At 46.5% G+C, this 26,150-nt stretch carries 23 protein-coding genes; 10 read left to right on the forward strand and 13 right to left on the reverse strand.

Annotated elements, in window-relative coordinates; all coding sequences use genetic code 11:
- Positions 1 to 232 precede the first annotated feature (232 nt).
- Positions 233 to 919: a DUF4294 domain-containing protein gene (locus QU605_RS03540; protein ID WP_289723894.1), complete on the reverse strand. Its 687-nt coding sequence runs from the start codon at positions 917 to 919 to the stop codon at positions 233 to 235.
- Between the two features lie 100 nt (positions 920 to 1,019).
- Here QU605_RS03540 and QU605_RS03545 point away from each other — a divergent pair, with 100 nt between their 5' ends.
- Together QU605_RS03545 and QU605_RS03550 are read left to right on the forward strand one after the other, a co-directional pair.
- Positions 1,020 to 2,108: a M42 family metallopeptidase gene (locus QU605_RS03545; RefSeq protein ID WP_289723895.1), complete on the forward strand. Its 1,089-nt coding sequence runs from the start codon at positions 1,020 to 1,022 to the stop codon at positions 2,106 to 2,108.
- 24 nt (positions 2,109 to 2,132) lie between these two features.
- The gene (locus tag QU605_RS03550) at positions 2,133 to 2,681 is read left to right on the forward strand and encodes an NUDIX hydrolase (protein WP_289723896.1); all 549 of its coding nucleotides are present in this window, start codon (positions 2,133 to 2,135) and stop codon (positions 2,679 to 2,681) included.
- Here QU605_RS03550 and hisS read toward each other — a convergent pair.
- The 5 genes from hisS to rpsF all read right to left on the reverse strand — a co-directional run bounded on the left by hisS (position 2,670) and on the right by rpsF (position 5,756).
- Positions 2,670 to 4,052 carry a histidine--tRNA ligase gene (gene hisS / locus QU605_RS03555; protein ID WP_289723897.1) on the reverse strand — a complete coding sequence of 461 codons (1,383 nt, stop codon included), beginning with the start codon at positions 4,050 to 4,052 and terminating at the stop codon, positions 2,670 to 2,672. The genes QU605_RS03550 and hisS overlap by 12 nt on opposite strands.
- 54 nt (positions 4,053 to 4,106) lie before the next feature.
- Positions 4,107 to 4,580 (reverse strand): DUF6495 family protein, encoded by a 474-nt coding sequence (locus QU605_RS03560; RefSeq protein WP_289723898.1) that lies wholly within the window; start codon positions 4,578 to 4,580, stop codon positions 4,107 to 4,109.
- Between the two features lie 72 nt (positions 4,581 to 4,652).
- Positions 4,653 to 5,105 carry a 50S ribosomal protein L9 gene (gene rplI / locus QU605_RS03565; protein ID WP_289723899.1) on the reverse strand — a complete coding sequence of 151 codons (453 nt, stop codon included), beginning with the start codon at positions 5,103 to 5,105 and terminating at the stop codon, positions 4,653 to 4,655.
- 12 nt (positions 5,106 to 5,117) lie between these two features.
- Positions 5,118 to 5,414 (reverse strand): 30S ribosomal protein S18, encoded by a 297-nt coding sequence (gene rpsR, locus QU605_RS03570; protein ID WP_289723900.1) that lies wholly within the window; start codon positions 5,412 to 5,414, stop codon positions 5,118 to 5,120.
- A gap of 3 nt (positions 5,415 to 5,417) precedes the next feature.
- On the reverse strand, positions 5,418 to 5,756 hold the full coding sequence (gene rpsF / locus QU605_RS03575) for a 30S ribosomal protein S6 (protein WP_289723901.1): 339 nt from the start codon (positions 5,754 to 5,756) through the stop codon (positions 5,418 to 5,420).
- A gap of 250 nt (positions 5,757 to 6,006) precedes the next feature.
- Between rpsF and QU605_RS03580 the strand changes: the two genes are divergently transcribed.
- Positions 6,007 to 6,699 (forward strand): LytR/AlgR family response regulator transcription factor, encoded by a 693-nt coding sequence (locus QU605_RS03580; RefSeq protein ID WP_289723902.1) that lies wholly within the window; start codon positions 6,007 to 6,009, stop codon positions 6,697 to 6,699.
- Here the strand turns inward: QU605_RS03580 and priA are convergent, their stop codons facing one another.
- Genes priA through nadC form a run of 3 tightly spaced genes read right to left on the reverse strand, consistent with a single transcriptional unit; the run spans position 6,700 to position 11,116 of the window.
- Positions 6,700 to 9,306 (reverse strand): replication restart helicase PriA, encoded by a 2,607-nt coding sequence (gene priA / locus QU605_RS03585; RefSeq protein ID WP_353655873.1) that lies wholly within the window; start codon positions 9,304 to 9,306, stop codon positions 6,700 to 6,702.
- A complete protein-coding gene (locus QU605_RS03590; RefSeq protein WP_289723903.1) occupies positions 9,233 to 10,258 on the reverse strand; it encodes a YihY/virulence factor BrkB family protein in 1,026 nt (341 codons plus the stop codon). The genes priA and QU605_RS03590 overlap by 74 nt, the downstream gene beginning before the upstream one ends.
- Complete coding sequence (nadC, locus tag QU605_RS03595) at positions 10,259 to 11,116, reverse strand: carboxylating nicotinate-nucleotide diphosphorylase (protein WP_289723904.1); 858 nt, start codon at positions 11,114 to 11,116, stop codon at positions 10,259 to 10,261. It abuts the gene before it with no gap.
- A gap of 93 nt (positions 11,117 to 11,209) precedes the next feature.
- Between nadC and QU605_RS03600 the strand changes: the two genes are divergently transcribed.
- A complete protein-coding gene (locus tag QU605_RS03600; RefSeq protein ID WP_289723905.1) occupies positions 11,210 to 11,683 on the forward strand; it encodes a 23S rRNA (pseudouridine(1915)-N(3))-methyltransferase RlmH in 474 nt (157 codons plus the stop codon).
- A gap of 17 nt (positions 11,684 to 11,700) precedes the next feature.
- Here QU605_RS03600 and serA read toward each other — a convergent pair whose 3' ends face one another.
- The 3 genes from serA to QU605_RS03615 form a co-directional block, all read right to left on the reverse strand.
- A complete protein-coding gene (gene serA, locus QU605_RS03605) occupies positions 11,701 to 13,584 on the reverse strand; it encodes a phosphoglycerate dehydrogenase (protein ID WP_289723906.1) in 1,884 nt (627 codons plus the stop codon).
- Between the two features lie 186 nt (positions 13,585 to 13,770).
- A complete protein-coding gene (locus QU605_RS03610; RefSeq protein ID WP_289723907.1) occupies positions 13,771 to 14,259 on the reverse strand; it encodes a hypothetical protein in 489 nt (162 codons plus the stop codon).
- 152 nt (positions 14,260 to 14,411) lie between these two features.
- Positions 14,412 to 14,864: a methyltransferase family protein gene (locus tag QU605_RS03615; RefSeq protein ID WP_289723908.1), complete on the reverse strand. Its 453-nt coding sequence runs from the start codon at positions 14,862 to 14,864 to the stop codon at positions 14,412 to 14,414.
- 65 nt (positions 14,865 to 14,929) lie between these two features.
- Between QU605_RS03615 and QU605_RS03620 the strand changes: the two genes are divergently transcribed.
- The 4 genes from QU605_RS03620 (at position 14,930) to QU605_RS03635 (ending at position 20,041) form a co-directional block, all read left to right on the forward strand.
- A complete protein-coding gene (locus QU605_RS03620) occupies positions 14,930 to 15,517 on the forward strand; it encodes a non-canonical purine NTP diphosphatase (protein WP_289723909.1) in 588 nt (195 codons plus the stop codon).
- Between the two features lie 129 nt (positions 15,518 to 15,646).
- Positions 15,647 to 17,413, forward strand: a complete 1,767-nt coding sequence (locus tag QU605_RS03625) for a DEAD/DEAH box helicase (RefSeq protein WP_289723910.1) — start codon at positions 15,647 to 15,649, stop codon at positions 17,411 to 17,413.
- Between the two features lie 127 nt (positions 17,414 to 17,540).
- Complete coding sequence (locus tag QU605_RS03630; RefSeq protein ID WP_289724449.1) at positions 17,541 to 18,272, forward strand: carboxypeptidase-like regulatory domain-containing protein; 732 nt, start codon at positions 17,541 to 17,543, stop codon at positions 18,270 to 18,272.
- Positions 18,273 to 18,322: 50 nt separating this feature from the next.
- On the forward strand, positions 18,323 to 20,041 hold the full coding sequence (locus QU605_RS03635; protein ID WP_289723911.1) for an alpha-amylase family glycosyl hydrolase: 1,719 nt from the start codon (positions 18,323 to 18,325) through the stop codon (positions 20,039 to 20,041).
- 57 nt (positions 20,042 to 20,098) lie between these two features.
- Here the strand turns inward: QU605_RS03635 and QU605_RS03640 are convergent, their stop codons facing one another.
- Complete coding sequence (locus QU605_RS03640) at positions 20,099 to 21,715, reverse strand: sulfatase family protein (RefSeq protein ID WP_289723912.1); 1,617 nt, start codon at positions 21,713 to 21,715, stop codon at positions 20,099 to 20,101.
- 415 nt (positions 21,716 to 22,130) lie between these two features.
- Between QU605_RS03640 and QU605_RS03645 the strand changes: the two genes are divergently transcribed.
- Both QU605_RS03645 and QU605_RS03650 read left to right on the forward strand, forming a co-directional pair.
- On the forward strand, positions 22,131 to 24,677 hold the full coding sequence (locus QU605_RS03645; protein ID WP_289723913.1) for a LuxR C-terminal-related transcriptional regulator: 2,547 nt from the start codon (positions 22,131 to 22,133) through the stop codon (positions 24,675 to 24,677).
- Positions 24,678 to 24,801: 124 nt separating this feature from the next.
- Positions 24,802 to 26,139 carry an amidohydrolase family protein gene (locus QU605_RS03650; protein ID WP_289723914.1) on the forward strand — a complete coding sequence of 446 codons (1,338 nt, stop codon included), beginning with the start codon at positions 24,802 to 24,804 and terminating at the stop codon, positions 26,137 to 26,139.
- The last annotated feature ends 11 nt before the right edge of the window (positions 26,140 to 26,150 follow it).

Below are 26,150 nucleotides of genomic sequence, written 5' to 3' on the forward strand. Positions count from 1 at the left end.
AGAGCTACGCTGTCTGTCAGTATGTCAATGAACTTCTCTTAAAACACCCCTCAAGTTCCCTCGAAAAGCGGGTGCAAATATAAAGAGGGTTTTTTATTAAACAACTAAAAAACACCCTTATTTTTTTCTTTTTTTTTACCTCAAAAGCTAAGGAGCTAATCCTTAACAAATTGCCGAAAAGTTATTCAGAAAAAGGACCTTAAAGATAGCTAATTTTTTTTGTAGCCTCCAATTAATTCACCTTCTTTTTTGCGGCGTTCCATTTGTTGGTAAGCGAGGCATAGTCGTAATCCAGAACAGACTCCTGCTTTTCGAGTTTGCCGGAAGCAAAAGCGCGTTGAAGGATATCTTCGATAAGGTAGTCTTCGTGCACCGTTTCCGGGTGGTATTCTTCCTTAATGCTTATTTTAAAAAGCTTGGCCGTATTCTGGTACCAAAAGGCCCGCCATCCACTGCGCAATTCCTTGACCAGGTCAAATGCCGTTTCCCCGGTCTGCCGATAGATCAGCTTCACAAGGATCTGCCCTTCAGTTCGCGTAAGCTTTTTCAGTTCAGCGGAAAATTCTTCTTCGATATAGCGCTGAACCATTTTGGTGTACTTCTTGCGCTTTCGCTTCGATTTGATATTGGTCAGCCTTTCGTTCAGGCTCAGAAGCCTGTCGGAAGCCATTTTTGCATAAGGGTAAACTTTGAGTGTTTTTCTGCGAAGGACGTAGTATCGCAGCTTATCTTCGTAAGAATCGAATTTTAGCCTCCCAAAAAGGTAGACCTCCTGCAGTTCAATGGAACTTCGTGCTATGGAATCACCCTCGATGATAATCATTTTCTCCTGAACAGAATCCAGGGGCTGGTCGGGCACCTGTGCAAAGAGCCCCAAGGGAAGGAGTAAAATAAAATTACATCTGTACAGAAGCTGCATAATCATATAACACTAAACACGCGTCAAAAGTACATAATACCGCCTTGAAAGGGTACTAAATAAAAGTGAATATTACTAAGTTTGCAACAAACACATACCTATGAAAACATCTGCCATTCTCACCAAAGATGCGCTTGAATTTTTTGAGAAATACCTGAACAACCCATCACCTACCGGGCATGAACTGGAAGGCCAGAAAATCTGGATGTCCTATCTGGAACCCTATGTGGACACTTTTCTTACGGACACCTATGGAACCGCCGTGGCGGTCATAAACCCGGAGGCGCCCTATAAGGTGGTCATAGAAGGGCACTCTGACGAAATTTCATGGTATGTAAACTACATCACGGATGATGGCCTGATCTATGTCATTCGAAATGGCGGAAGCGATCACCAGATCGCCCCGTCCAAATGGGTACAAATCCATACGGACAAAGGGATTGTCGATGGCGTTTTCGGCTGGCCTGCAATACATACGCGCAACCGGGCTAAGGAAGAACCGCCAAAACTGGATAATATTTTTATCGATATTGGGGCAAAAGATAAAAAAGAGGTTGAAAAAATGGGGGTACATGTGGGGTGTGTGATCACCTACCCGGATACCTTTAAGGTCATTAATAAGGACAAATTTGTGTGTCGGGCGATCGACAACAGAGCCGGGGGATTTATGATTGCCCAGGTGGCTCGTCTGCTCAAAGAGAATAACATAAAGCTTCCCTTTGGCTTATACATCACCAATTCAGTTCAGGAAGAAATCGGCCTCCGGGGTGCTGAGATGATTACTGAGCGAATCCGACCCAATGCAGCCATTATCACCGATGTCTGCCACGACACCACAACTCCAATGATCGAGAAGAAAAAGGAGGGGCACATCGAAATCGGTGCCGGCCCGGTCATTTCCTATGCCCCGGCCATCCAGCATAAACTAAGGGATCGCATCATCCAAACGGCAAACACGAACAAAATTCCGTTTCAGCGCCTGGCGGCTTCCAGGGCCACGGGCACCGATACAGATGCCTTTGCGTACAGCAATGGTGGCGTAGCCTCAGCTCTGATCTCGCTTCCGCTTCGGTATATGCACACCACGGTAGAAATGGTTCACAAGGATGATGTTGCCAATGTCATTCGTCTGATTTACGAAACGCTTCTGAACATTAAGGAAGGGGAGACCTTCAGCTACTTTGACTAAACCTGCTGCACCAAATAGGTCCCGATGGACGAGTACGTAGAGATTTGGGATAAAACCGGGAAGCCCACTGGAGATAAGGCCTTTAAGTCTGAAGTGCACAGGCGGGGGTGGTTTCACCCGACCGTACACGTGTGGTTTTACACCAGGCAAAATCAGGTACTGCTCCAAAAAAGAGCGGATACCAAGGATACCTTTCCCGGGCTTTGGGATGTCTCCGTAGCCGGACATATCCACGCCGGCGAAACCCCTATGGAAGCAGTGCTCAGGGAAGTAGAAGAAGAAATTGGAATCAGGATACTGCCGGAGGATCTCAACTTTATGGGCAGATTTTTATCTGAACAGGCACATCCGGGGGGTATCCTGGATCGGGAATTCCAATATGTGTATCTCACCGAATTAAAAGTGCCCCTTCAAGCTTTAAAGGCAGATCCGAAGGAAGTCGCAGCCCTGGAGTTGTGCTCCCTGCTGCGTTTGGCTGAAGAAGTCTGGGGCATGGCAGATGTAGGGAAATATGTACCCCACTCAAAACCGTATTACTCCGCCGTACTAAAAGCTTTGAAATCAAGGCCTTAATCTGGCCGCAAAACGCTGCCAGTCCTCCATGGGGTAGGATTCCTGATGCCCTGTTTTCATGTCTTTTACGGTAAACTGACTTTGACGGAGCTCCTCATCGCCAATGAGAACGACAAAGGGGACTTCCCGCTTATCGGCATACTTAAATTGCTTGGCGACTTTAACATCATCCGGATACATATCGGCCCGAATTCCACGATCCCTGAGTTGCATAATGAGTTTCAGGGCCGCGCGGCTTTCCGCTGCTCCAAAATTAAGGCAGAACACTTCCAGGGTCTGGCTCAACGCAGAGGGGAACAGCCCGAGCTCTTCCATAACGAGATAGATGCGGTCGAGTCCAAATGAAATACCGACGCCACTGACATCCTGAAGCCCAAAAATACCCGTAAGATCGTCATACCTTCCCCCACCGCCAATGGACCCCATAGTGACCCCTGAAGGCGCACTGACCTCGAAGATGGCCCCTGTGTAATAATTAAGGCCCCTTGCGAGGGTTATATCCATCTGACAGGAGGCGGTATGCAATCCCAGACGCTCTGTTTCCAAAAGGAGGAACTCCAACTCAGAGACACCCTGCATCCCGACTGAAGAATCCGAGAGAAAAGCCTTGAGACTTTCGAGCTGGCGGGAAGCACTTCCCTGAAGATCGAAAAGGGGAGCGGCTTTTCGAACCGATGCCTCCGGAATTCCTTTAGCGATCATTTCCGCTTCAACCTTTTCCCTTCCAATTTTATCGAGTTTGTCCAGGGCGACCGTAAAATCCGTAAGCCGCTGGGGGGCACCTATAACCTCTGCAATACCCGATAGGATTTTTCGGTTATTCACTTTAACGGTAACCCCTTTGAGGCCCAAATCGGAAAAAACACGATCGTAGAGCTGTATAAATTCCAGTTCCTGAACCGCACCCCTGGCCCCGACGACATCCGCATCGCACTGATAAAACTCCCGGAATCTTCCCTTTTGTGGCCGGTCCGCCCTCCACACAGGTTGTATCTGATACCGCTTAAAAGGAAAATCGATATCGTTCTGGTGCATGACCACAAACCGTGCAAAGGGAACAGTAAGGTCGTATCTAAGCGCTTTTTCCGTTAGGACTGGGGTCAGCTTGCCCGAATCCTTTTGTTCCCATAATTCGGGAGTGACCTTTTTAACAAAGTCCCCAGAATTCAAAATCTTAAATATCAGCCGATCGCCTTCCTCCCCGTATTTACCCATCAGCGTTTCCCTGTTCTCCATTGCCGGGGTTTCTATAGGCTGATATCCAAAGCGTTCAAAATGCTTTCTGATGATCTCGATGATATAGTTCCTTTTTGAAACCTCTAACGGATTGAAATCACGGGTTCCTTTCGGAATGGAAGGTTTTTGAGCCATAGGTTTTCTAAGAGTTACAAATATAGGTCATCCATCGTGGGATTCCTGCCTGAATTAAATCTCTACAATTTCAGCAAACCATTGAAAAAGAGCTCCCCTGGTGATCTCGGCACCCTGCTCAATGAGCTTAAATTTATCCAAATTCGGGTCCTCGGTGTAGGCTTTGGAGGCTGTCAGGTATTCTACAAAATCGGATTGCCAGTTTTTTTTGAACCAACCAAAACCCAACTCTGTCTGCAAATCAACCTCGGGGTTGTGAACCCGCACCGAGATTAATTTCATCTCCTTCTTTTCGCAGTGAAAAAGGTGCATCTGTTGTGCACTGATGTTTTCCAGGTAAGTGACCCGGGTAAGGACTCCTTCCCAGATCAGGTCGCTGAAGACATCTAATTCCTGCTCTGCAACTTCGGGTTTACCTGTTTTGATTTCCTCCCATTCAGATGCGGTAATGGACTGGGTAGCCAAAAAATTAATGAATTCAGGATGCAATTCTTCTAATTGCTCACGAGTGAGTCTGCTGTACTTCATCTCAGGACGTTCTATGAATAAAAAAATCCACCCTTTACATAGGGTGGATTCTAAAATACTTCAGGGGATGGGTTATTTCTTCTCAGGGACAACCTCAAACCCAAAATCCACCTGCACTTCCCTGTGCAATCGAATTTCAGCTTCATAGGGTCCGGTGCGCTTGATTGACCCCCCCTTAATTGCTATATACTTCTTTTCAATACCATGCCCTGCTTTTTCAAAAGCAGCAGCGAGATCTGCATTGGTTACAGAACCAAACAACTTGTCGGCTTCACCTACTTTGGCCGGTATTTTAATTTCCAGGTTCTTAAGAGCCTCAGCCACCTTCTCGGCTTCAGCGATTACCTGCTTTTCTTTGTGCGCCTTCTGACGTAAATTTTCAGCCAGTACTTTCTTGGCGGATGGTGTAGCCAGAACAGCCATTCCCTGAGGAATCAGGTAATTACGGCCATAGCCGTTTTTTACCGTTACCATATCGTCTTTAAACCCGAGGTTTTCGACGTCTTGTCTTAAAATCAATTCCATGTTTTCCTCCCTTTATTTTAATAGATCTCCTACATATGGCATCAATGCCAGGTGACGCGACCTTTTGATGGCCTGCGCAACTTTCCGTTGGTATTTAAGGGATGTACCCGTTAACCGCCGAGGAAGAATTTTACCTTGTTCGTTTACCAGTTTCATCAGGAAGTCCGGATCCTTGTAATCGATGTACTTGATTCCTGATTTCTTAAACCGGCAGTATTTTTTCTGCTTGGCAGTTTCGATATTCAACGGGGTAAGATATCTGATCTCCCCGTCTTTTTTTCCTTTTGCCTGTTGTTGTAAAGTGGCCATGTGTTACGCTTTTGCTTTTAGTTTGTTTCTTCTTTTCTCCGCCCATGCTACGGCGTGCTTATCGAGTTTGACAGTGAGAAAACGCATTATGCGTTCATCTCTTTTGAATTCCTGCTCATACGGGGTGATGATTTCCCCTGGGCCAGTAAATTCAAAGAGGTGATAGAAACCACTCTTTTTGTTTTGAATGGGATATGCCAGTTTTTTCAGGCCCCAATCTTCTTTAGCGACCATTTTGGCGCCATTCTTCTTTAAGAAATCTTCAAATTTCTTCACTGTTTCCTCTATCTGTGTTTCAGATAGAACGGGATTAAGAATGAAAACAGTTTCGTAATTGCTCATAAATTATAGTTTAAAAAGGAGCGCAAAAGTAACAATTCTTCCACGTATTTACAAGAAATCCAAAAAAAGTTCGTTATAGCTACAAGTGTTTAAAAAAGAAGCTTAACCTACGTACTAATTATCTGTAATTAAATTAACTATGATCATCGCAGAAAATACACTTATTCACACCGTGTTTACAACTTTTGTTGTCATTCGTCGTGAAAAGCATGTACTTTGTCGATGATTTAACCCCACAAATCAACCATTTATGAAACTTAGGAGTATTGTCGTTGACGATTCATCTATGCAGCGTATGGCAGTTGCAAAATTGGTGAATAATCATCCAAATCTCGCCCTGGTTGCGGAGTACAGCAACGCAATTGAAGCGAAGAACGGAATTAAGAACAATGAAATTGACCTCATTTTTCTAGATGTAGAAATGCCGATTATCAATGGTTTTGACCTACTCGAATCCCTTGAAAATCCTCCACAGGTCATTTTGATCACCGGTAAACCGGACTATGCACTGAAGGCATTCGACTACGATGTCACAGATTACCTGCATAAACCCATCACCATGGCCCGCTTTGACGCATCAGTCAAAAGGGCGGTACAGAATTTTGAACAACTTCACAAGGTACATGAAGACGAGGAGCATATCTTCGTGAAAAGCAACCTTAAAAAGCGTAAAGTTGTTTTAAATGATATCAAATGGGTAGAAGCCCTGGGAGACTACATCAAGTTGGTTACCGATGAGGCAAATGTGGTGATTCTATCTACTATGAAGGCTTTTGAAAAGCAATTGCCTGCAGAGAAGTTCCTGAGAATTCACAAGTCGTACATCGTGAATCTGGAGCGTATCGAAAAATACAACAGTAAAAATGTAGAAGTAGCCGGACGCTCTATTCCGCTGAGCCGGAATAAGAAGGCTGAATTGGCAGAAGCGCTTAGCAATGTCTAATTAGATGTAATCTACGTTGTAGATAAGTCGGATACTTCTATAATTCGAAATAGCATCAAAGGATTTCTCAATCCTTTTGATGCTATTTTTTGTTTTTGCCAATGGCTGCCCTTTTGGGATCTTCACCAGAATCTGTTTATGGTATTGATTTCGAATTCGGCTCACCGGTGGGTATTCCGGGCCCAAAACACCTTTGTCAAAAACCACTCGGAGCGACCGGGCAAACCAGGCTGCTCCCTCCTCTACCCTGTTCCAGTCCCGGTGGCGCAACGTAATCTTAATCAACCGCACCTTGGGGGGATAATGAAACTGTTCCCTTTCATAGAGTTGTTCCTTATACATCCCTTCGTAGTCTCCCGTTGTAACCTGCTTTAATATCTGGTGGTAGGGATTGTACGTCTGAATCAACACCTTCCCCCTGTAGTCCTTGCGCCCGGCCCTTCCTGCGACCTGGGTAAGCATTTGAAAACATCGTTCATGGGCCCGGAAATGCGGGTAATTCAACAAGGTGTCTGCGTTCATGATCCCTACGAGTCCTACATTGCCAAAATCAAGTCCTTTAGTGACCATCTGCGTCCCGACGAGCACCTGTATCTCCTGGGCTTCAAAACCTTCTATAATTCGGCTGAAGGCGTGCTTTCCACGGGTCGTATCCAGGTCCATACGCGATGCCCTTGTCTCGGGAAAAAGTTCAGCCAGTTCAGCAGTTACTTGTTCGGTACCCAACCCCTTGGTATCCAAATTTGTATTGCCACAAGCCTGGCATTCGGTTTCAAGGGGGCGGTTAAAACCGCAGTAATGACACCTGAGCTGACGTCTCTGTTGATGGTATGTCAGGCTCACATCACAATTGGGACAGCCGGGGACATGCCCGCAACTCATGCACTCTACAATGGGTGAAAAGCCCCTGCGATTCTGAAAGAGTATAACCTGGCGTTTCTGCGCCAGGGTCTCGATGATCGCATCCCGGAGCCGATGCGAAAAATGACCGGACATCTGTTTTTTCCGATAGGCGTCGGCCAAATTGATCAATTCCATCTCCGGAAGAAGGATCCCTCCATACCGCTGCCTAATGGTAACCAAACCAAATTTTCCAGTTTTGGCGTTGTGGTAACTCTCCACACTTGGCGTGGCCGATCCCAGTAAAACAGGTGCTTCCCAATAAGTAGCCATCAAAATTGCAGCATCCCGTGCATGATAGCGGGGGGCGGGGTCAAATTGTTTATAGGAGTTCTCGTGTTCTTCATCTATAATGATGAGTCCAAGGTTTTTGAAAGGCAGGAATAGTGCCGATCGAGCCCCCAGAATTAAGGATGCCTTCTCTTCTGCTCTTTGTAAGTGATACCAGATCTCAGCGCGCTCCTGCTGGCTTTGACGGGAATGAAACGCCGCCACCCTGGAGGTGAATAATTGCTGAAGTCTGTATACGAGTTGGGTGGTCAGGGCAATTTCCGGAACGAGATAGAGCACTTGTTCACCCCTTTCCAGGGCTTCCGATATCAGGTGGCTATAGACCTCTGTTTTGCCGGATGCCGTTACCCCATATAACAGAACGGGCCTGGATTCTCTGAAAAACCCACGGATAGTATCCAGGGCAACTTGTTGTTCCGGGTTTAATCCTGCAAGTTTCTGGGCCTCTTCTCCTCCGCTGTATGAAATACGGTCCTGTGTAAGTGTGTATTCCTCGAGTATATCTTTATCGATCAGGGCTTTGATGACCGATCGCGAGGTGCCTACCTGCTTTTCGAGTTCGGTGCTCTTAACTGGTTTATTAACGCCCTGCTGAAGCTGGAACAAATGGAGCAAGACTTCGGTTTGTTTGGGTGCCCTGGAAAGCGTCCTGAGTAATTCTTCAAGAGCAGCTTCTTCCTGGAATGACGGATGTAACCTTAGAAAACGCACCTGTTTAGGCCTGTATCCGTCTCCCAGTTTCTCCTGCACCCGGATCATTCCTGCCTTAAGCATCCGGTTTACCAGGGGCAAAGCGTTTTTTCGTTCCACAAGGGAGCTGATTTCGGATATCGCCAGGGCTTTCTGATGCTCAAGAGCGCGCAGCACAAGTGATTCCGGAGATTCCGGATTTTCCGGAGTCCCATGTTCCGCCACCCAATCGGAGTCACCCATAACCTGGGTTTCACTCTCAAGGAGAAATATTCCGGGTACGGCCGTCCTGAAAACCTCCCCCAGCGTGCACATATAATAGGAAGCCATCCATTTCCAAAACCGCAATTGCAGCGCACTTACCAAAGGCTTTTCATCGAGAATCTGGTATACTTCCTTTGCCTCGTAGGCCGTGGGAGGATCTGTATCCAATTCAACGACCAACCCGGTGTATAATTTTGATTTGCCGAAGGGAACTGCGACCCGCATCCCCTTGCGGAGCATGCCAAACTGCTCCTCGGGGATGGAATAGGTGAAATTCCGCGCGAGGGGTATGGGGAGCAGTACTTCGATAAAATGGTCCATGAAGGTGGGGTGTTTTTCTCCTGTTCCTGACTCAGGGTACGCTGCTGTTTCTACCTCAATTATCGATTCATTCCTTAGTCTCGGATCCGATCCCCGAATTTCGGGTACTGCTGGAAAACGCTTCTTCCAAATCCTCGTCATCCTCACTTTTTTCCACATTCTTGTGTAGGAAAGCCAGGGTTGCGTTGAGCTCAAATCCAAGGAGTAATATATTGGAGTTCAACCAGATGTACACCATCAAAATCAGTAATCCTCCAAGAGCGCCGTATATCTCGTTATACCGCGCAAATCGCTCAATGTACACCCCGAACAGGTACGAATTAAATAAGATGAGCAGGGTAGTCATCAGGGCACCATACGAAAAGAACTTCGCCTTTTTACCTTCCATAGTACCGAAATAGTACAGCACGGCCGTGGTGAGATAGGACAGTACGATAAACGAGATCGCCTGTCCGAATCGGATCCAAAAGAGCTGTTGTGTGCCATCGGGAGTTAAATCCACAAGGCTGGCCGCCACAAAGAACTCAAAGGATATATAGGTCACCGCCCCTAAAATTAATAGTATGGAGAGGATCATTCCGACCATAAGCGCATAGGCGTATTGCCTGAAAAAATTCCGTGTGAACTCAATGTGGTAGCTGGATTCAAAACCACCAAAAATAGCGTTAACCCCATTGGTCATCAGGAAGATGGAAATCAGGAAGGAATAGGAAAGCCAGCCTCCCGTCTTCTGCTCTCTGAGCTGCAGGAATATCTCGTTAAAATAATCGCCGGAAGCCCTGGGGAGCAACGTTTCCAGAAAATGCAAAAACTGATCTTCCAGGTTGCCCTCACCAATATTTACGTAAGGAATAAGGTACGGCAGCAGTGTAATCAAAAAAATGAGCAATGGGAAGAGGGCCATAAACAGGCTAAAGGCAATGGCACTGGCCCGTATCGAAAGGGTTCCCCGTACAATCCCCCTCACATAAAGCACCGTAAGATCGAACATGGACATGCCCTCAAAGGCCTTCAGCCTGATGCCCTTTAAGAGTTTCACCAACCACCTGACCAGTGGGATTCGATCGAGTTTCTCTGCGAGTGGGTCGCCCATCTAAACCGCTTTTAGACTTAAATCCATATTGGAAACTGAATGGGTAAGCGCCCCTGAAGAAACATAGGTCACCCCACATTCCGCATAGCTTCTCAGGGTCTTAGCCGTGATCCCTCCTGAAGATTCTGTCTGACACCGATCTCCGATCAAACGAACGGCTTCCCGGGTCTGGGTAAGATCAAAATTATCCAACAGGATTCTAAAGACACCTCCTGCCTGCAGGATTTCAGAAACCTCCTCCAGATCCCTGGCTTCGACGATAATTTTTAAGTCTTTCTGGCGGGATTTCAAATACGCCTTTGTTTTTGCAATCGCCCTTGTGATCCCCCCGGCAAAATCGATATGGTTATCCTTGAGCATTACCATATCGTACAGGGCAAATCTGTGATTCACACCTCCCCCGATTCGTACGGCCCACTTTTCGAGGGCGCGTATTCCCGGGGTCGTTTTTCGGGTATCCAAAATTTTCGTTTCTGTGCCCTCCAGTAATTTGACATATTCACTGGTTTTGGTCGCAATGGCGCTCATGCGCTGCATTCCATTGAGCACCAGTCGTTCGGCTTTAAGGATACTCTGTGCAGAACCAGCGATATAAAAGGCTATATCACCTTCACGCACCGGATTCCCGTCCGGAATCTGAACATCCATTACAAGACCCGGATCCACTACCTGAAATACCTGACGCGCAAAATCGACACCTGCAAGGATCCCAGTGTCTTTTACCAGGAGTTTTGCTTTACCTGTGGCCGATTCCGGAATACAGGCCAGCGAACTGTGATCCCCGTCTCCTATATCCTCGCGCAGGGCATTCGCAATGATCAGATCAATTTCCTCCTGAAATTTTTCAGCTGAAATCATAAGGTTGTTTATCGCACTAAAGTAGTAAAATGTTTGCGGAATAACCCTTGAATTTCGTTTCCGAATTCAGGCCCGGAAGTGTATTTTTGAAAAGTGAAACTACTTCTGCTCGCCATGGGAAAAACGGAATCAGGGCCGTTGTCTGCGCTTATGTCAGATTTCGAAAATCGCCTGAATCGTTACATCCCATTTGAAATGGAAACCATACCCGAAATTCGGGTGAAGGGTAAAGTTTTGCCTGAACGTCAGAAAAAGGAAGAGGCAAATGCGCTGCTTCGAAAAATAAATCCCACGGATACCGTCTGGCTACTCGATGAAAAAGGCCGTGAGTTTTCTTCTCGCAGCTTTGCCAAACAACTCCAGAAATGCATGAATTCCGGGCCCAAACGCCTGGTACTGGTCATCGGGGGCGCCTATGGGCACGGCCCGGAATTACGAGAACGGGCCAATGCCAGTATCAGTCTGTCCAAAATGACTTTTAACCACCAGGTGGTCCGGCTCCTCGCTCTGGAGCAGTTGTATCGGGCCTACTCAATCCTAAAGGGCGATCCCTATCACAATGATTGAGCAACCTGCCCTGCTGTCTAATACAACACCCTGAACTTGATGGTGTGCTCAACAGCTTTGAGGGCCTTCACAACTTCTTTGTTGTATTCCTTGTCCAGATCTGTGATCACATATCCCACATCACTATCGGTGGATAAGTACTGACCCGTAATATTCATATCGTAGGCAGCCAGGATTTCGTTTATATGCGCCATAATCCCCGGGGTATTTTCGTGAATGTGCAAAAAGCGGTGCGCGTTCTGCTGTTTCGGAAGACGAATATTCGGAAAGTTTACGGCGTCCACCGTACTGCCGGAATTGATGTAATCCATGATTTTATTGGGGACAAAATCGGCAATATCCCTTTGGGCCTCTTCTGTACTACCGCCAATATGTGGAGTAAGGATAAGGTTCTCAAGGCCCTGCAAACCGGTTTCAAATTTACCATTGGACCTTGGCTCCTCCGGATACACATCCACTGCAGCCCCGGCGAGCCAACCCGATTCCAGGGCGGCTTTCAGGGCCGGGATATCGACGACAAAGCCCCTGGAGAGGTTGATGAGATAACTTCCTTTACGCATCTGATGCAATTCCCTTTCCCCGATCAGGTTCCTGTTGTGTGGATTGTCATCCACATGCAGGGAAACAACATCAGAAACATTCAACAAATCCTCAAGTGACCCGCAGCGAGTAGCATTGCCCAGGGCGAGCTTGTCATCGATATCGTAGTAATAGACGCGCATGCCCATTGCTTCGGCGAGGACGGATAGTTGTTTTCCTATATTGCCATAACCAACGATGCCAAGGTTCTTCCCTCGTATCTCCCGCGAATTGGCAGCTGTTTTATTCCAGATGCCCCTGTGTATTTCAGAGGATCTCGGAAAAACAGAGCGCATAAGCATGATAATTTCCCCCAGGGCGAGTTCCACAACCGACCGCGTATTGCTGTACGGGGCATTGAAAACAACTACTCCCTTTTTTCGGGCGTAGTCCAAATCGATCTGAGTGGTCCCTATACAAAAAGCACCAACAACCATAAGCTTCTTGGCTGCATCCAGAACCTTCGGGGTAACCTGGGTCTTGGAACGAATTCCGAGGACGTGAACCCCTTTAATTTTTTCGATCAATTCCGCCTCCGGAAGGCTATGGGAAATAAGTTCCACGGTAAAACCGTCCTCGGAAAGGTTTTCAAAGGCAGCCGGGTGTACATTTTCTAAGAGCAAAATCTTAATCCTGTTCTTTGGATAGGAAAGATTGCGGGGCAAATCATTTATGAACAAAAATTCATCCAGATTCGGCGTGATATGGTCGGCATGCCTGGCAGCTTTATCCCTGTGCACATTTTCTGTATAGGCAAAGAATTTATGCGCGATGCCCGCTTCGCGCATAACATAATCACTGTACCCATCGCCAATTACCTGTAACTGCCCTTCGAGGTCAAGGGAGCGCAGACATTCGATTTTTCCGTTGTGTTGTGCCAGCAGATTGGATGCGTCAAACCCGATAATGTTCCCTTCCTGGTCGAATTCGAAAGTGTTGGCATACACCCTTTCTTCGGGTATGTTGTACTCCGAAACGATCGGAATGATGAATTCCTTGAACCCGGCAGAAATCACGTAAATCTGATCGGCGTGTTTTTCAAAAAACTCCTTGTTCGATGTTATGGATTTGGAGATCTTATCTCTCAGCTGCCGGATAAGCTCAGGGAGGTCATCTCTATGGGCGTTCAACATTTTAATCCGCTGTTCAAGGGATTCCGTAAAGGAAATATCCCCATCAATTCCAAGGTTGGTGATTTCCTGGATTTTACGGATAACTTCTTCCCGGTCCGGGCGATTCTTCAGTGTGATTTCAGCCAGCACGTCCAGCGCTTCAACGCGTGTAAGGGTGCTGTCAAAATCAAAAATATATTTTCGATCCATTTTCCAAATGGCTTTTTAAGAGAGAGCAATATATAAAGAATACCGTCCCTGCTAAAGCCAAGTTTTTAAAACTAATGAACAGGGGGTTAAAATATCCGTCACCTTAAAAATCGATACAGACAAAAATCAAAAAACCCCGGAAAACAGAAGTCCTCCGGGGTCTTTAAGAATTTAAATCGCGACTATTTAAAAGGCATTCGCTCCAATATTTGTATTCGCAACAACCGTATTGTCTGAGCTGCTCATATTAATATTCAAATGTCCATCAAATTGCATCAACTGAACGAAGGTAATCGCCGCACCATTGTCGAGCCGTGTAACCACGGTTTCACTGATTTTACATTCACAATCATTCAGGGAAATCGCAACACTCCCGGATTCCTCAATACTGCCAAAATGGATTCTGGCTGGGTGGATATCCTGAGTTGCATTTTCCAGTTCAATATACACGGTGGCACTGCCATCGTCATTTGGAATAAATGCGGCAATTCCGCTTACGCCTGAATCATTCACGCTGAAGAGTTCGTAATCCACGCGTTCCGGATCCGAGGGGATTTCGGAAATAGGCCCCCCATTATCGGGGTTAATGGCTACATTCAAGTCGGCATCATCATCGCTACAGGCGACAAGGAGAACTGCCAGAAATAAGGTCAGGTAAAGTGAATATTTTTTCATAATAGATTTTATTTTTAGCTCAAAAGTTTGGGTTTCAACCAATAACAATATACAATAAAGATAAGAAGATCTGAGTAAGCGCACATAAATCCTCTGACTACGGCGTATAAAATCGATGAAAGTCAGTTTGGAGTTACTCCAGTGCCAGGGGATCAGAACCAACGACGAACAAGGGCACAATAGCTTCGGTAAGCCGAACCGTATTTTTCTCCGAGGACTTTCTCTTCGGCAAAAATCTGAAATCGATTCATATAAGCGACAAATAGAGCAGCAACGAGGGTATTGAAGGCATTCCCAAGGTAAATACCCCAGGCCAACAGGAGCAGGAGCAATCCGAGGTACATCGGGTTCCTGCTGAAGTTATAAACGCCTGAAACAACCAATTTGCTGCTCTTTTCGGGATGTGCAGGGTCCAGGCTGGTTTTGGCCCTTAAAAACTGAAGTACAGCTAAGCCTGCAATAGCTCCGCCAAGGGCTGAGAGCGTCCACATCAAAACACTTCTGCCAAAAAAATCGAAGTAACCGACAGGCAGCCATTTCGCAAGCAAATACATCAGACCACCAAAAAAAAGGAAAACCAGGGCTGGAGGGACTTTTAGCGTCAAAACCAATTGCTTTTGGGCAGGTAAAAATACTATTTTTACAAGCCGTTTAGAAATCTGCCCGGAATATGAAGCAAATTGTATTTGCCACCCACAACCTGAATAAGGTTTCAGAAATAAGGCCTCTGTTACCTGAATCCCTGGATTTGCTCAGCCTGGATCAAATCGGTTGTGTTGAAGACATTGCGGAAACTGCCGATACCCTGGAAGGGAATGCACGGATTAAAGCCGATTACATCTGGAAATATTTCAGGCATGATTGTTTCGCAGATGATACCGGCCTTGAAGTTGAGGCCCTTAAGGGTGCTCCCGGAGTATATTCTGCCCGATTTGCGGGGCCTCAGGCGGGAGCGGAAGCCAATATGGACAAACTCCTGGAACTTATGAAGGATTCCTCCTCCCGCAGGGCACGCTTCCGCACCGTCATCGCGCTTTGTCTTAACGGAGAATTTCATTTTTTTGAAGGGGTGGTGGAAGGGAAAATTCTCTCGGCCCCCAGAGGTACAGACGGGTTTGGCTATGACCCGGTGTTTCAACCCGACGGATCTGAATTGAGTTTTGCGGAAATGCCATTGGAAGCAAAAAATGAGATCAGCCACAGGGGCAGGGCGATCCGTAAATTATGTGCCTTTTTGGAGAATTACTACCTGGATTAATCCCGATCGAATTAATTGAGGTATCTTTGCGGCAGAATTGACCGGCTTTCCTCTATTCCGCGGCACTTAAGCACCAGTACGAAACCCAGGCCACCTGTTTCAAGAATCCGTAATTGATTAAAAAACGACATGTCTTCATTTGAATCTTTAGGACTCATTGCTCCCCTGTGGGAAGCCGTCCGGGATCTCGGTTATGAGAATCCCACCCCAATACAAGAGGAAGTAATTCCTATGTTATTAAAGAGTGAAACCGATCTGGTAGCACTTGCCCAGACAGGTACGGGTAAGACCGCTGCCTTTGGCCTGCCTTTACTTCAAAAAACAGAAGCTGCACAGCGCACCACACAAGGGGTTATCCTCTCCCCTACCCGGGAGCTTTGCCTTCAGATTACCCGGGAATTAAAAAATTACGCAAAAAACCTTCCAGGACTTGGAATTACAGCGGTTTATGGAGGAGCAAGCATCCGCGATCAGGCTCGTGAACTGAGTCGGAACCCACAGATCATCGTCGCCACACCGGGGCGTATTAAAGATATGATCGGCAGAGGTATGATCAATCTGACGGGAATCGGATATTGTATTCTCGATGAGGCCGATGAGATGCTCAATATGGGTTTCTACGAGGACATCAAAGATATCCTGTCTAAAACACCGGCGGATAAGTCAACGTGGTTGTTTTCAGCCACCATGCCCGGAGAGGTAGCCCGGATTGCCCGGGAATTTATGCACAAGCCCAAGGAGGTTACCATGGGCACCAAAAACAAGGCTACAGACACGGTGCGTCATGAGTACTATACCGTTTCGGGCAGGCATCGGTATGCCGCACTGCGCCGTTTAGTCGATTCAAACCCGGGGATCTTTTCGGTGATCTTCTGCCGAACCAAACGGGATACCCAGAAAGTTGCCGAGAAATTAATTGAAGACGGATACAACGCCGGAGCCATTCACGGGGATCTAAGCCAGAATCAGCGCGACATGGTAATGGGGGCGTTCAGGAAAAAACAATCCCAATTGCTCGTAGCTACCGATGTGGCTGCAAGGGGTATTGACGTGGACAACATTACCCACGTAATCCATTATCAACTACCGGATGAGATCGAGACCTATACCCATAGGAGCGGGAGAACAGGTCGTGCGGGTAAATCAGGGGTCTCCATGGTAATTATGACCCGCTCCGAAGTGCGCAGGGTGCGGCAAATTGAAAAGATAATCGGTCAGCCATTGGTTCAAAAGCAATTGCCGGATGGGATGGAGATTTGTGAAATCCAACTCTATCACCTCGCCAGCAAGATTCGCGATACGGAGATCAATCCTTCTATAGAGGGCTACGTTCCGGCTATTCGGGATGTCCTGGAGGACCTGAGCCGCGATGAATTGATCCAAAAGATGGTTTCAGTTGAATTCAGCAGGTTTTACGAATTCTACCATAAGAATTCCTCTCAGCTTTCCGAAGATTCTTCCAAATCCGTGGATTCCTCCGAAGTAGGTCAGGGACGCACCCGTTACTTTATTAACATAGGGGAACGCGACGGATTTGACTGGATGGAGCTCAAAGACTTGTTGAAGAAAGAGCTCGGTTTAGGAAAAGAGGATATTTTCCATGTGGATGTGAAGGACGGCTTTTCCTTCTTTAATACAGATTCGGTTTTCACCCCCTTAGTCCTGGAAACGTTTCGTCGCTTTTCATTAAAAGGGCGACCGATTCACGTCGAAATATCCAGTAATCCCAGGGATGGAAAGCGAGGAGGATTTCGCAAGTCCAAGAAAAAAGGATGGAAAAGTACGGAAAGTACCGGGAAGAAGTCTTTCGCTTCTGGAAGCTCCTATCGGCACAAGAAAAAAACCAAGAAAGCGAAAAAAGCCAAGAAAGGTCCAAAGGGGCGACCAGGTAATTAATAGTTAAGGGTATCCAAAAAATCTGGCGGTTGCACTTTTTTTTTTCTTTCTTCGCTTCCCCAGTGAGGTGGATCATATGACGCGACGCTTTCTTATACTCATATTTTTGCACTGTGGCATCCAGGGGATGGCCCAGGAAGGTGAAACCGCATCAGGAGGAAACCTTCTGGAAGCTGTTGTCATTAACGCTCAGACCGATCGGCCACTGGAGAGCGTCCACGTAATCAATTTAAACCAGGTCATCGGAACCATAACGGACCGGGAAGGGGCCTTCTCGATACAGGCAGCTGTAAACGATACACTCTATATTTCCTATCTGGGGTTTAAGCCTCAGAAAATCCGGGTTACCAATGACATGTTTAAGTTTGAAGAGACTAAAATAGCCCTGACGGAACTCGCCTATGCCCTTGAAGAGGTCATCGTCCAGCCCTATCAGCTCACGGGGTACCTGGAGGTGGACGTAAAGAACCTCCCCATAAACAACGCGTATCAATACAGCATCTCCGGCCTGGCCGTGAGCTACGAAGGGGGCAGTAAGACCCCGGGGGCCGTATCAAAAGTCCTTGGGGCCATTTTGAATCCCGCGGATCAGCTTCGGAATATTTTTGGCAGGCATCCCCAGCAAATGCGCAAATTGAGAAAAATCAAGGAGGATGATCAGATACGGGATTTACTCGCATCCAAATTTGACAGGACCACCCTGATGGAATTGCTCCAATTGGAAAGAGTCGATATTGAAGATATTCTGACGAACTGCAATTATTCCAAATCCTTCCTGATGACTGCCAATGACCTACAAATCCTGGATGCCATGAGCAGCTGCTACGAGGAATTCAAGGTCCTCAATAGAAAAAATTAAATTTTACTTTTCGGGGTGCATTTTATAGTTTTAGGAAAATTCCTGATTCCATGCGCAGCATCCTGCTTCTTTTCCTCATTCCCCTGCTTTTTTGTACCTGCAAAACCGAGGGTGAAAAAAGCCCCACTCCTGTTTTAACTGAAAACGAAAGTCCAAAGGAGCTTGAGGAGCCCATCGAAAAATCAGGGAACAATGTGCCGTTTATGTGGGAAGCCGCAAGTGTGTACTTCTTGTTGACGGACCGTTTTAACAACGGTTCAACGGAAAACGACCTGAATTTTGACCGATCAAACCCCACGGGGCCCCTGCGCGGTTTTATGGGCGGTGATATCGCGGGAATTACCCAAAAAATTCAATCGGGCTACTTTACCGATCTCGGCATAAATGCCATCTGGTTTACCCCTGTGGTAGAGCAGGTACACGGGGACACCGATGAGGGCACCGGGAATACCTATGCCTACCACGGATACTGGGCTAAGGACTGGACAGCCCTGGATCCGAATTTCGGCACATACGATGAGTTAAAGCAAATGGTTGAAGCAGCACACAAGCAGGGTATTCGTGTTTTGATGGATGTTGTCCTAAACCATACCGGTCCTGTTACTGTACAGGACCCCGCATGGCCGGAGGATTGGGTCAGGCAAAGCCCCACCTGTGATTTTTCCTCCTATGAAAACACGACTTCGTGTACCCTTGTGGCCAACTTACCGGACATTTACACAGACCGGGATGAGGCCGTGGAACTACCGGATGCCTTGCTGGCCAAATGGAAATCGGAAGGCCGTTTAAGCACAGAACTGGATGAACTTCAGAACTTCTTCCAGCGTACCGGATATCCAAGGGCGCCCAGATTCTATATTATCAAATGGCTCAGCGACTACGTAAATACCTTAGGGATAGACGGGTTTCGCGTTGATACAGTGAAACATGCCGATGAGAAAGCCTGGGCAGAATTGTATAAGGAAGCGGCTTATGCTTTTGAAAACTGGAAACGACGCAATCCTGACAAGGTGCTGGATGACCTCCCCTTCTATATGGTCGGTGAAGTATACAATTATGGAGCTTCGGGGGGACGCGAATTCGATTTTGGAGATCGCAAAGTAGACTATTTCGACTACGGATTTCAGGCACTGATCAATTTTGAACTAAAGAACGATGCCAAACAGGATTACGAATCCGTCTTTAAAAAATACAGCCGGCTTTTGCATACCAAGTTGAAAGGCCAGAGCATCTTGAACTACCTGACCTCCCATGATGACGGCGCCCCTTTTGATCCGGATCGTACACAGCCCTATAAGAGTGCCAATGTATTATTGTTGTCTCCGGGTGCCGCCCAGGTTTACTACGGAGACGAGACCTCCCGGGACCTCACCATTGAGGGAACTGTGGGCGATGCCACGCTGAGATCCTTTATGAATTGGGAGGAGGTCGATAGCCTGGAGCACACACAGGCAGTTCTTTCGCACTGGCAGAAACTGGGTCGTTTCCGTAGGGACCACCCGGCGGTCGGAGCCGGAAAACACAAGCGACTTTCCAAAGCACCCTATGTTTTCAGTCGTACGCTTATAACCGATACCTTTAAGGATAAAGTTGTAGTAGGCCTGGAACTCCCTGAAGGGGTTAAAAAACTTCGCGTAAAAGGTTTTTTTGGGGATGGCACTACCCTGAGGGATACTTATTCGGGAACCGAGGTCGTGGTTAAAAATGGACAGGTGGAACTCGATACCCCCTACGACATAGCTCTCCTTGAGGTTACGCCCATGGAATGAAGCAAGGGAAATAGACTATTGATTCCATTTTTTCCTTCCAGGACAATCCTGATCTTTTTACTTTTTATCTATTCCTGCCTGGCGATACAAATCAATATAGTGCTGGTTAAGTTCATCTGAATCACCATACTGCTTGCGCAAAGCCTCCAATTTTTGCTTTAATTCCTGGACCACCTCCTCGTAGTCCGGGTTTTGGTACTGATTGACTAATTCGTTCTTATCGGTGTTTCGATCATACAATTCCCACTCGTCCACGTCATAATAGAAATGCGCGAGTTTATAGTCCTCCGTAACGATACCATAATGACGTTTAACACTGTGAACTGCCGGGTATTCATAGTAGTGATAGTAAACCGCATCCCTTTTAAACTCCTGGGGGTTACCCGAGAATAAGGGAAGTAGGCTCTCTCCTTGCATATCCTTTGGTATGGCAATCTGACACGCCTCTAGAAGTGTCGGGGCAAAGTCGAGGTTCTGAACCATTTTCGCACTGACACTTCCAGGAGTGATGACCCCAGGCCATTTTACAAGCAAAGGAGTTTTAAAGGACTCGTCATAGATAAAGCGTTTGTCGTACCAGCCGTGCTCCCCGAGGTAAAAGCCCTGGTCAGAGGTGTAGATGATAAGGGTATTCTCATCCAGCCCATTCTGTTTTAAGTAGTCCAAAAGCCGCCCGACATTATCATCCACAGAAGAAATACACCCCAGGTAGTCCTGCATATAGCGTTGGTATTTCCATTTAATTTTCTCTCGTTCGGTCATTCCTGGCCAATTTGCCCGGAACCACTCATTGATGGAATCCAGCACCGGTTCGTAAAGCGCCTTTTGAGCATCATTCACACGGGAATCATATGGGCCCTCCCAACCCCACTCAAAGGAAGGCACATCTGGCAGTACTTCGCCCATCTCCTCCAATGTAACAGGTCGGATCTTACTGTCATGACTGTACTTCATGTGCCGAAGGAGGTTCATTTCCGCCGTTTTGGCTGCCGTTCCCCTATTCTCATAATCGTCAAAGAGGGTTTCTGGTTCCGGAAAGGTTTTTTGGGAGAATTCTTTGAATTTGTCAGGTCTGGGCCACCAGGGCCTGTGCGGTGCCTTATGCAGGTACATAAGCATAAAGGGTTGTTCCTTATTTCGCTTTTCCTCCAGCCAAGTAAGGGTGAGATCCGTAATAATATCGGTGGCATATCCCGTAATCGTTGTATCCCCCTCTTTGGTTATAAAATCGGGGTTGATATAATTGCCCTGGCCGGGAAGGATCATAAAATCATCTACCCCTTTGGGATTGTTGCCAAAGTGAAGTTTACCAAACATGGCCGTCTGGTAGCCCGCATCTTTAAAAAGTTGAGGAAATGTAACGTTTGTTGTGTCAAAAGGAAACCTATTGTCAATTTTTCCATTGATGTGGCTGTGCTTTCCCGTTAAAATCACAGCTCGGGAGGGGGCGCAGATGGAATTGGTAACACAAGCATTGGTAAATAACATTCCCTCCTCCGCAATCCGATCGATATTTGGGGTCTCGATCAACTTGTCGGTATAGGCACTGATCGCCTGATAGGCATGGTCGTCCGACATGATGAAAATTACATTCGGTCGTTTTTCAGACTGAGAGACCCCCCAAACATATGAGAGGCAACAGACCAGTATAAGGGCAAATTTGGGTCGTGTCATAAAAATAGGGTTATGCTTTGAAAATAGACTTGTGTACCTATCGTGGTAAAAGGAGTGCAATTCCCTCCTAAAACTAAGAATATTTATCAACCCTCTTATTTCGGAGGGATTTCCGTCATGGTAAGGAATGACGCGATCACCATAGCCATCCCCCGCAATTCAATGCTCTCCATGTGTCTTAAATCTGTCTATTATAAGGGTCTCGGTAATAGAATATACCTTACTCTGTAATCCAACAACAATGACAAAATATAACATGAATTACCATTAGAAAAGACCTCCCCTTAAAATCGTTATTTTTGAAAAGATTTTGTGAATTACTACAATGGGGCATCACCCACTTAATGAAGCGTCCTTGAATCCTGGTAAATTCTTCAAACCTCCGACCGGGCACGATTGCCTGAATCGGGAGAAGTTGTTTGGGATCTTGGATCAGGGAGCAGGGCTCCCGCTCACCATGGTGAGTGCCCCTGCCGGTTTTGGAAAGAGCACCCTGGTCAGTTCATGGCTGGAAACTCAGAACAGGGAGGCTGTCTGGTTTTCCCTGGATACCTCAGATGATTCCCTGCAACTTTTTTTACGTTCCTTTATCCATGCCGTACGCTATAAGTATCCGGATTTTGGCACTTCACTGGTTTCTATATTAAAAACACCAAACAAATTACCTGCCAGGGCCCTGATCAACCCTTTCAATAAAGCCCTATCTGAGGTTCCCCGGGATTTGATTGTCGTACTGGATGACCTTCATGAGATTCGGGACACGGATATCCATGAGTTGCTTTTCGAAACATTTAAGTTCCCACCAAAGCGCATTCACCTCTTCTTGCTCTCCAGACACGATCCCCCTTGGCCCCTTAAAAGATTTCGGGCCAAAGGCTGGATTCGGGAAATCCATCCTCACGACTTGCTCTTCCAGACAAAAGACTTGCAGGATTTCATACACAGGAGGCGCCAGAGTATCAGTCAGGACGAATCAGACCGTATTATGGAGATCACCGAAGGTTGGCCTGTAGGAATACGCCTGCTCCTTACAAGTAAACAGAAGACTTCAGGCACCCTCAATATCAATCTTGACAATCTTGAAAACACCTATTTTCGAGAATTGCTGGAATATAGCGCCCTGGCCAACCCAATCAGTGGTGAGTTCAGTTTATGGATGTCTGCATTCGATGAATTCAACCATGAATTGGGTGATTTTCTCCTGTTGAAGCTAAGAGGAAAAGGCAGGGACGCCCGGGAACTCATCGACCACTTGCGCGTGAGGGACTTGTTCGTTATCCCCTTGGATGACAGAAACTATGCTTTCAGATATCATCACCTCATTCGAGAGAATCTCTATGCCCATTTTCAGTTACAAAAGGATGCCAAATTAATTTACCAAGTGCATAAACTGGGTGGGGATTGGTTCTCCTCAAAGGGTTTTCCAGAAACGGCCATAAATCATTATATCAGAGCCGGTGATACCTCAAGGGCTATTACCCTTTTCGAGGAATTGAAGCGGTCCTTCTTAAGAGAGACCGACTGGGGGGCTTTTCAATCCATCTTTAAGTTGTTTCCAAATGACATAATTCGGCAGCATTGGGAACTCCAATTATCCAAAGCATGGCTCGCTACCTACGAGGGGGACCTGTTTACCATGTTCGAAATTACTTCTGCTCTCAGACCCGACATTTGGGACAACCCTTCTACGGATCCAGCCATAAAGGCGGAGTGGGCGGTATTAGAGGCCTACAGGCAATACAATATCGTTCAGGATTTCCAAAGAAGCCTGGAACTTTCTGAGTATGCTTTGTCCAACCTTCCGGAAAATCATGCCTACGCCAGGGGGTTTGCGTGGATCTTTCTCGGAGGCTCCTTGCAAGTAACTGAAGGTACCGCAGAAGCTATGGCCTATGTAAACGAAGGACTCAGGAGTACGGGTGATCCCCTTGTGAATTCCCATCAGTTGATGATATTGAATTATATCTATTGGATTGATGGTAACATTCCGGAGCTTGTACGGACAGCCCATGTGCTTATCGGGATTGGGAAGAACAACAGTTCTCCGGAAGCGGAAGCCAACGGCCTTTATTTTTTAGGGATTGCTGAATATTCCCTTGGGAACTACATAAAGGCGACGAATTTTCTTCTAGACTTCCGATCATTACGGTTTAACACCATTGCCGCACACCACTTTATGGGACTGGCCTCACTTTGTCTTTGTCAGATTCCAGTAGGTGGAGAATTGCTGGAAAACGAAATCATTGGGGAGCTCGAGGACTTTGTGCAAAATCAAAAACACCCCCTCTTCAGTCTTTATCTGGAAGCCTTAAAGTTGGAGTTAATGTTGCGAAAGGGTCAATTAAAGGCTGCCTCTGGAAGGAAGGACATTTTTAGAGATATCCCCCTAACCCCCTTCACAAATAGCTTCAACCCGTATATCACCAAAGTGAAGGTTTACCTTTCAACCCCTTCGAAAGACAATTTAAATAAGGCCGAGGAGGAGATTCAAAGGATAGAAGAATTGCTGGATCACACCCGCAATAAACGCTTTATGATCGACCTTGAAGTTTTGCAATCGCGACTATACTTTTTAAAAGGTGAAGAAGACCATGGAGAAACTCACCTGAAGGCCGCTTTGCAATTAGCGCGCCAATATCAGGTGATCAGCCCATTCTTGGAATTTGATGACCAGAGCTACGCCTTGTTGGGCGGGTACTGCCAATCGCATTTCCCGGTCATTTGGGAGAAACTCCATGAACGCAGGCCTTTGGGCGACAATCCTTCTTTGCCAATTCTGACCGGAAGGGAAAAGCAAGTACTCGAATTGATTTTGCAGAATCATTCCAACAAAGAAATTGGGGATAAACTGTATATCTCGGAGAAAACCGTCAAGCGCCATGCCGGAAACCTCTATAAAAAATTGGAAGTTGGGTCCCGTTACGAGGTAATATCGAAATTATCGAACCAGTTGTTCGTCTGATAATCTCTCGACGAGAAATACTTATAAAAGCTGCTGATAGGACCAAAATTGGTCCTTTTTGGGTCTTTTGAAGCCTTTACATTTTAACGATCTTGTGAAACTATATACTGAAGAACTTATGGATATGAAAACTATTAAAATAACACTGGCATTTGCATTTTTAGCTCTGAATCTCGGCTTTGGACAAGAAAAAGAGGAAAATCAGATCCTTATCACCAATGTCAAAGTCTGGGATGGAATCAGTGACAAAACAATTGATGCCGACGTATTGATAGAGGGAAACAAATTTAAGGAGATCAGAACCGGTCTTAAAGCCCCTAAGGGTTCAACCGTTATTGATGGGCAAGGAGGCACCTTAATTCCGGGGTTAATCGATATGCATACCCATATCATGCTCTGGGGAGGAACTACAGAAGGCACTTATGAATACGACGCCTATGGGCAGGGGGCACGGGCAATTAAGATGGCCGAAATGCTTTTGGAAATGGGATATACTACGATCCGTGATATCGGCGGAAATTCACTTTCCATTGCACGCTTAGTCAATGAAGGTAAGTTACAAGGCCCCAGGATATATTCAGCAGGGCCGGTTATTTCGCAAACCGGTGGCCATGGTGATTGGGGTCCAAGTAATGAAGGCCCCGGAGAGGGTAATTACCAGACTATGGTTCGAAACACACACGTTGTGGATGGTGTTCCTGAAGTCATTAAAGCAACACGATGGAATTTCAGGAATGGGGCCAACTTCATTAAGGTAATGGCTGGTGGTGGTGTAGCCTCCACCTTCGACCCACTGAATATGACCCAGATGAATATAGATGAACTAAAGGCTATTGTAGAAGTTGCCAATGCATATGAAAGTTATGTTGCTGTCCACTCATATCATGACAGGTCTTACAATCAGGCCTTGGATGCGGGTGTCAAGTCTTTTGAACATGGATTCCTGATCACCGAGCCTACAGTTAAAAGGATGTCCGAAACCGAAGGGGTTTTTTGGTCCTGGCAACCCTACGGCAGTTATACACTCTTTGCAGGTGGTTTCCCCGAATGGTTTACCCCAGATATGATAGAAAAAGGAACAGCGGTAAACAAAGGAGCCTTACTTGTACCACCCCTAATGCGGAAACATGGAGTAACAGTAGTTCTGGGTTCGGACATGTTCGGAGATGAAGTCATCTATGCCCGTCAGAATATCGTATCAGCCAAGGAAGTACCAGATACTGGCTATACAGATCTTGAAATCATGAAAATGGCCACATCAAATCCAGGTAAAGTCCTGACGATGAGCGGCCCCGGAAGGGATCCTTATAAAGAAGCTAAACTGGGGGTTATAGAAGTAGGCGCTTGGGCAGATCTGAATATCTGGTCAGAAGATCCTACAAAAGATGTCAAGGTCCTGGAGTCGGATGATAACCTGAAGTTGATTATAAAGGATGGTAAGGTATACAAGAATAGCCTTTAACACTAGCCAGA

The sequence above is a fragment of the Robiginitalea aurantiaca genome (genome assembly GCF_030380815.1).
GTDB lineage: Bacteria > Bacteroidota > Bacteroidia > Flavobacteriales > Flavobacteriaceae > Robiginitalea > Robiginitalea aurantiaca.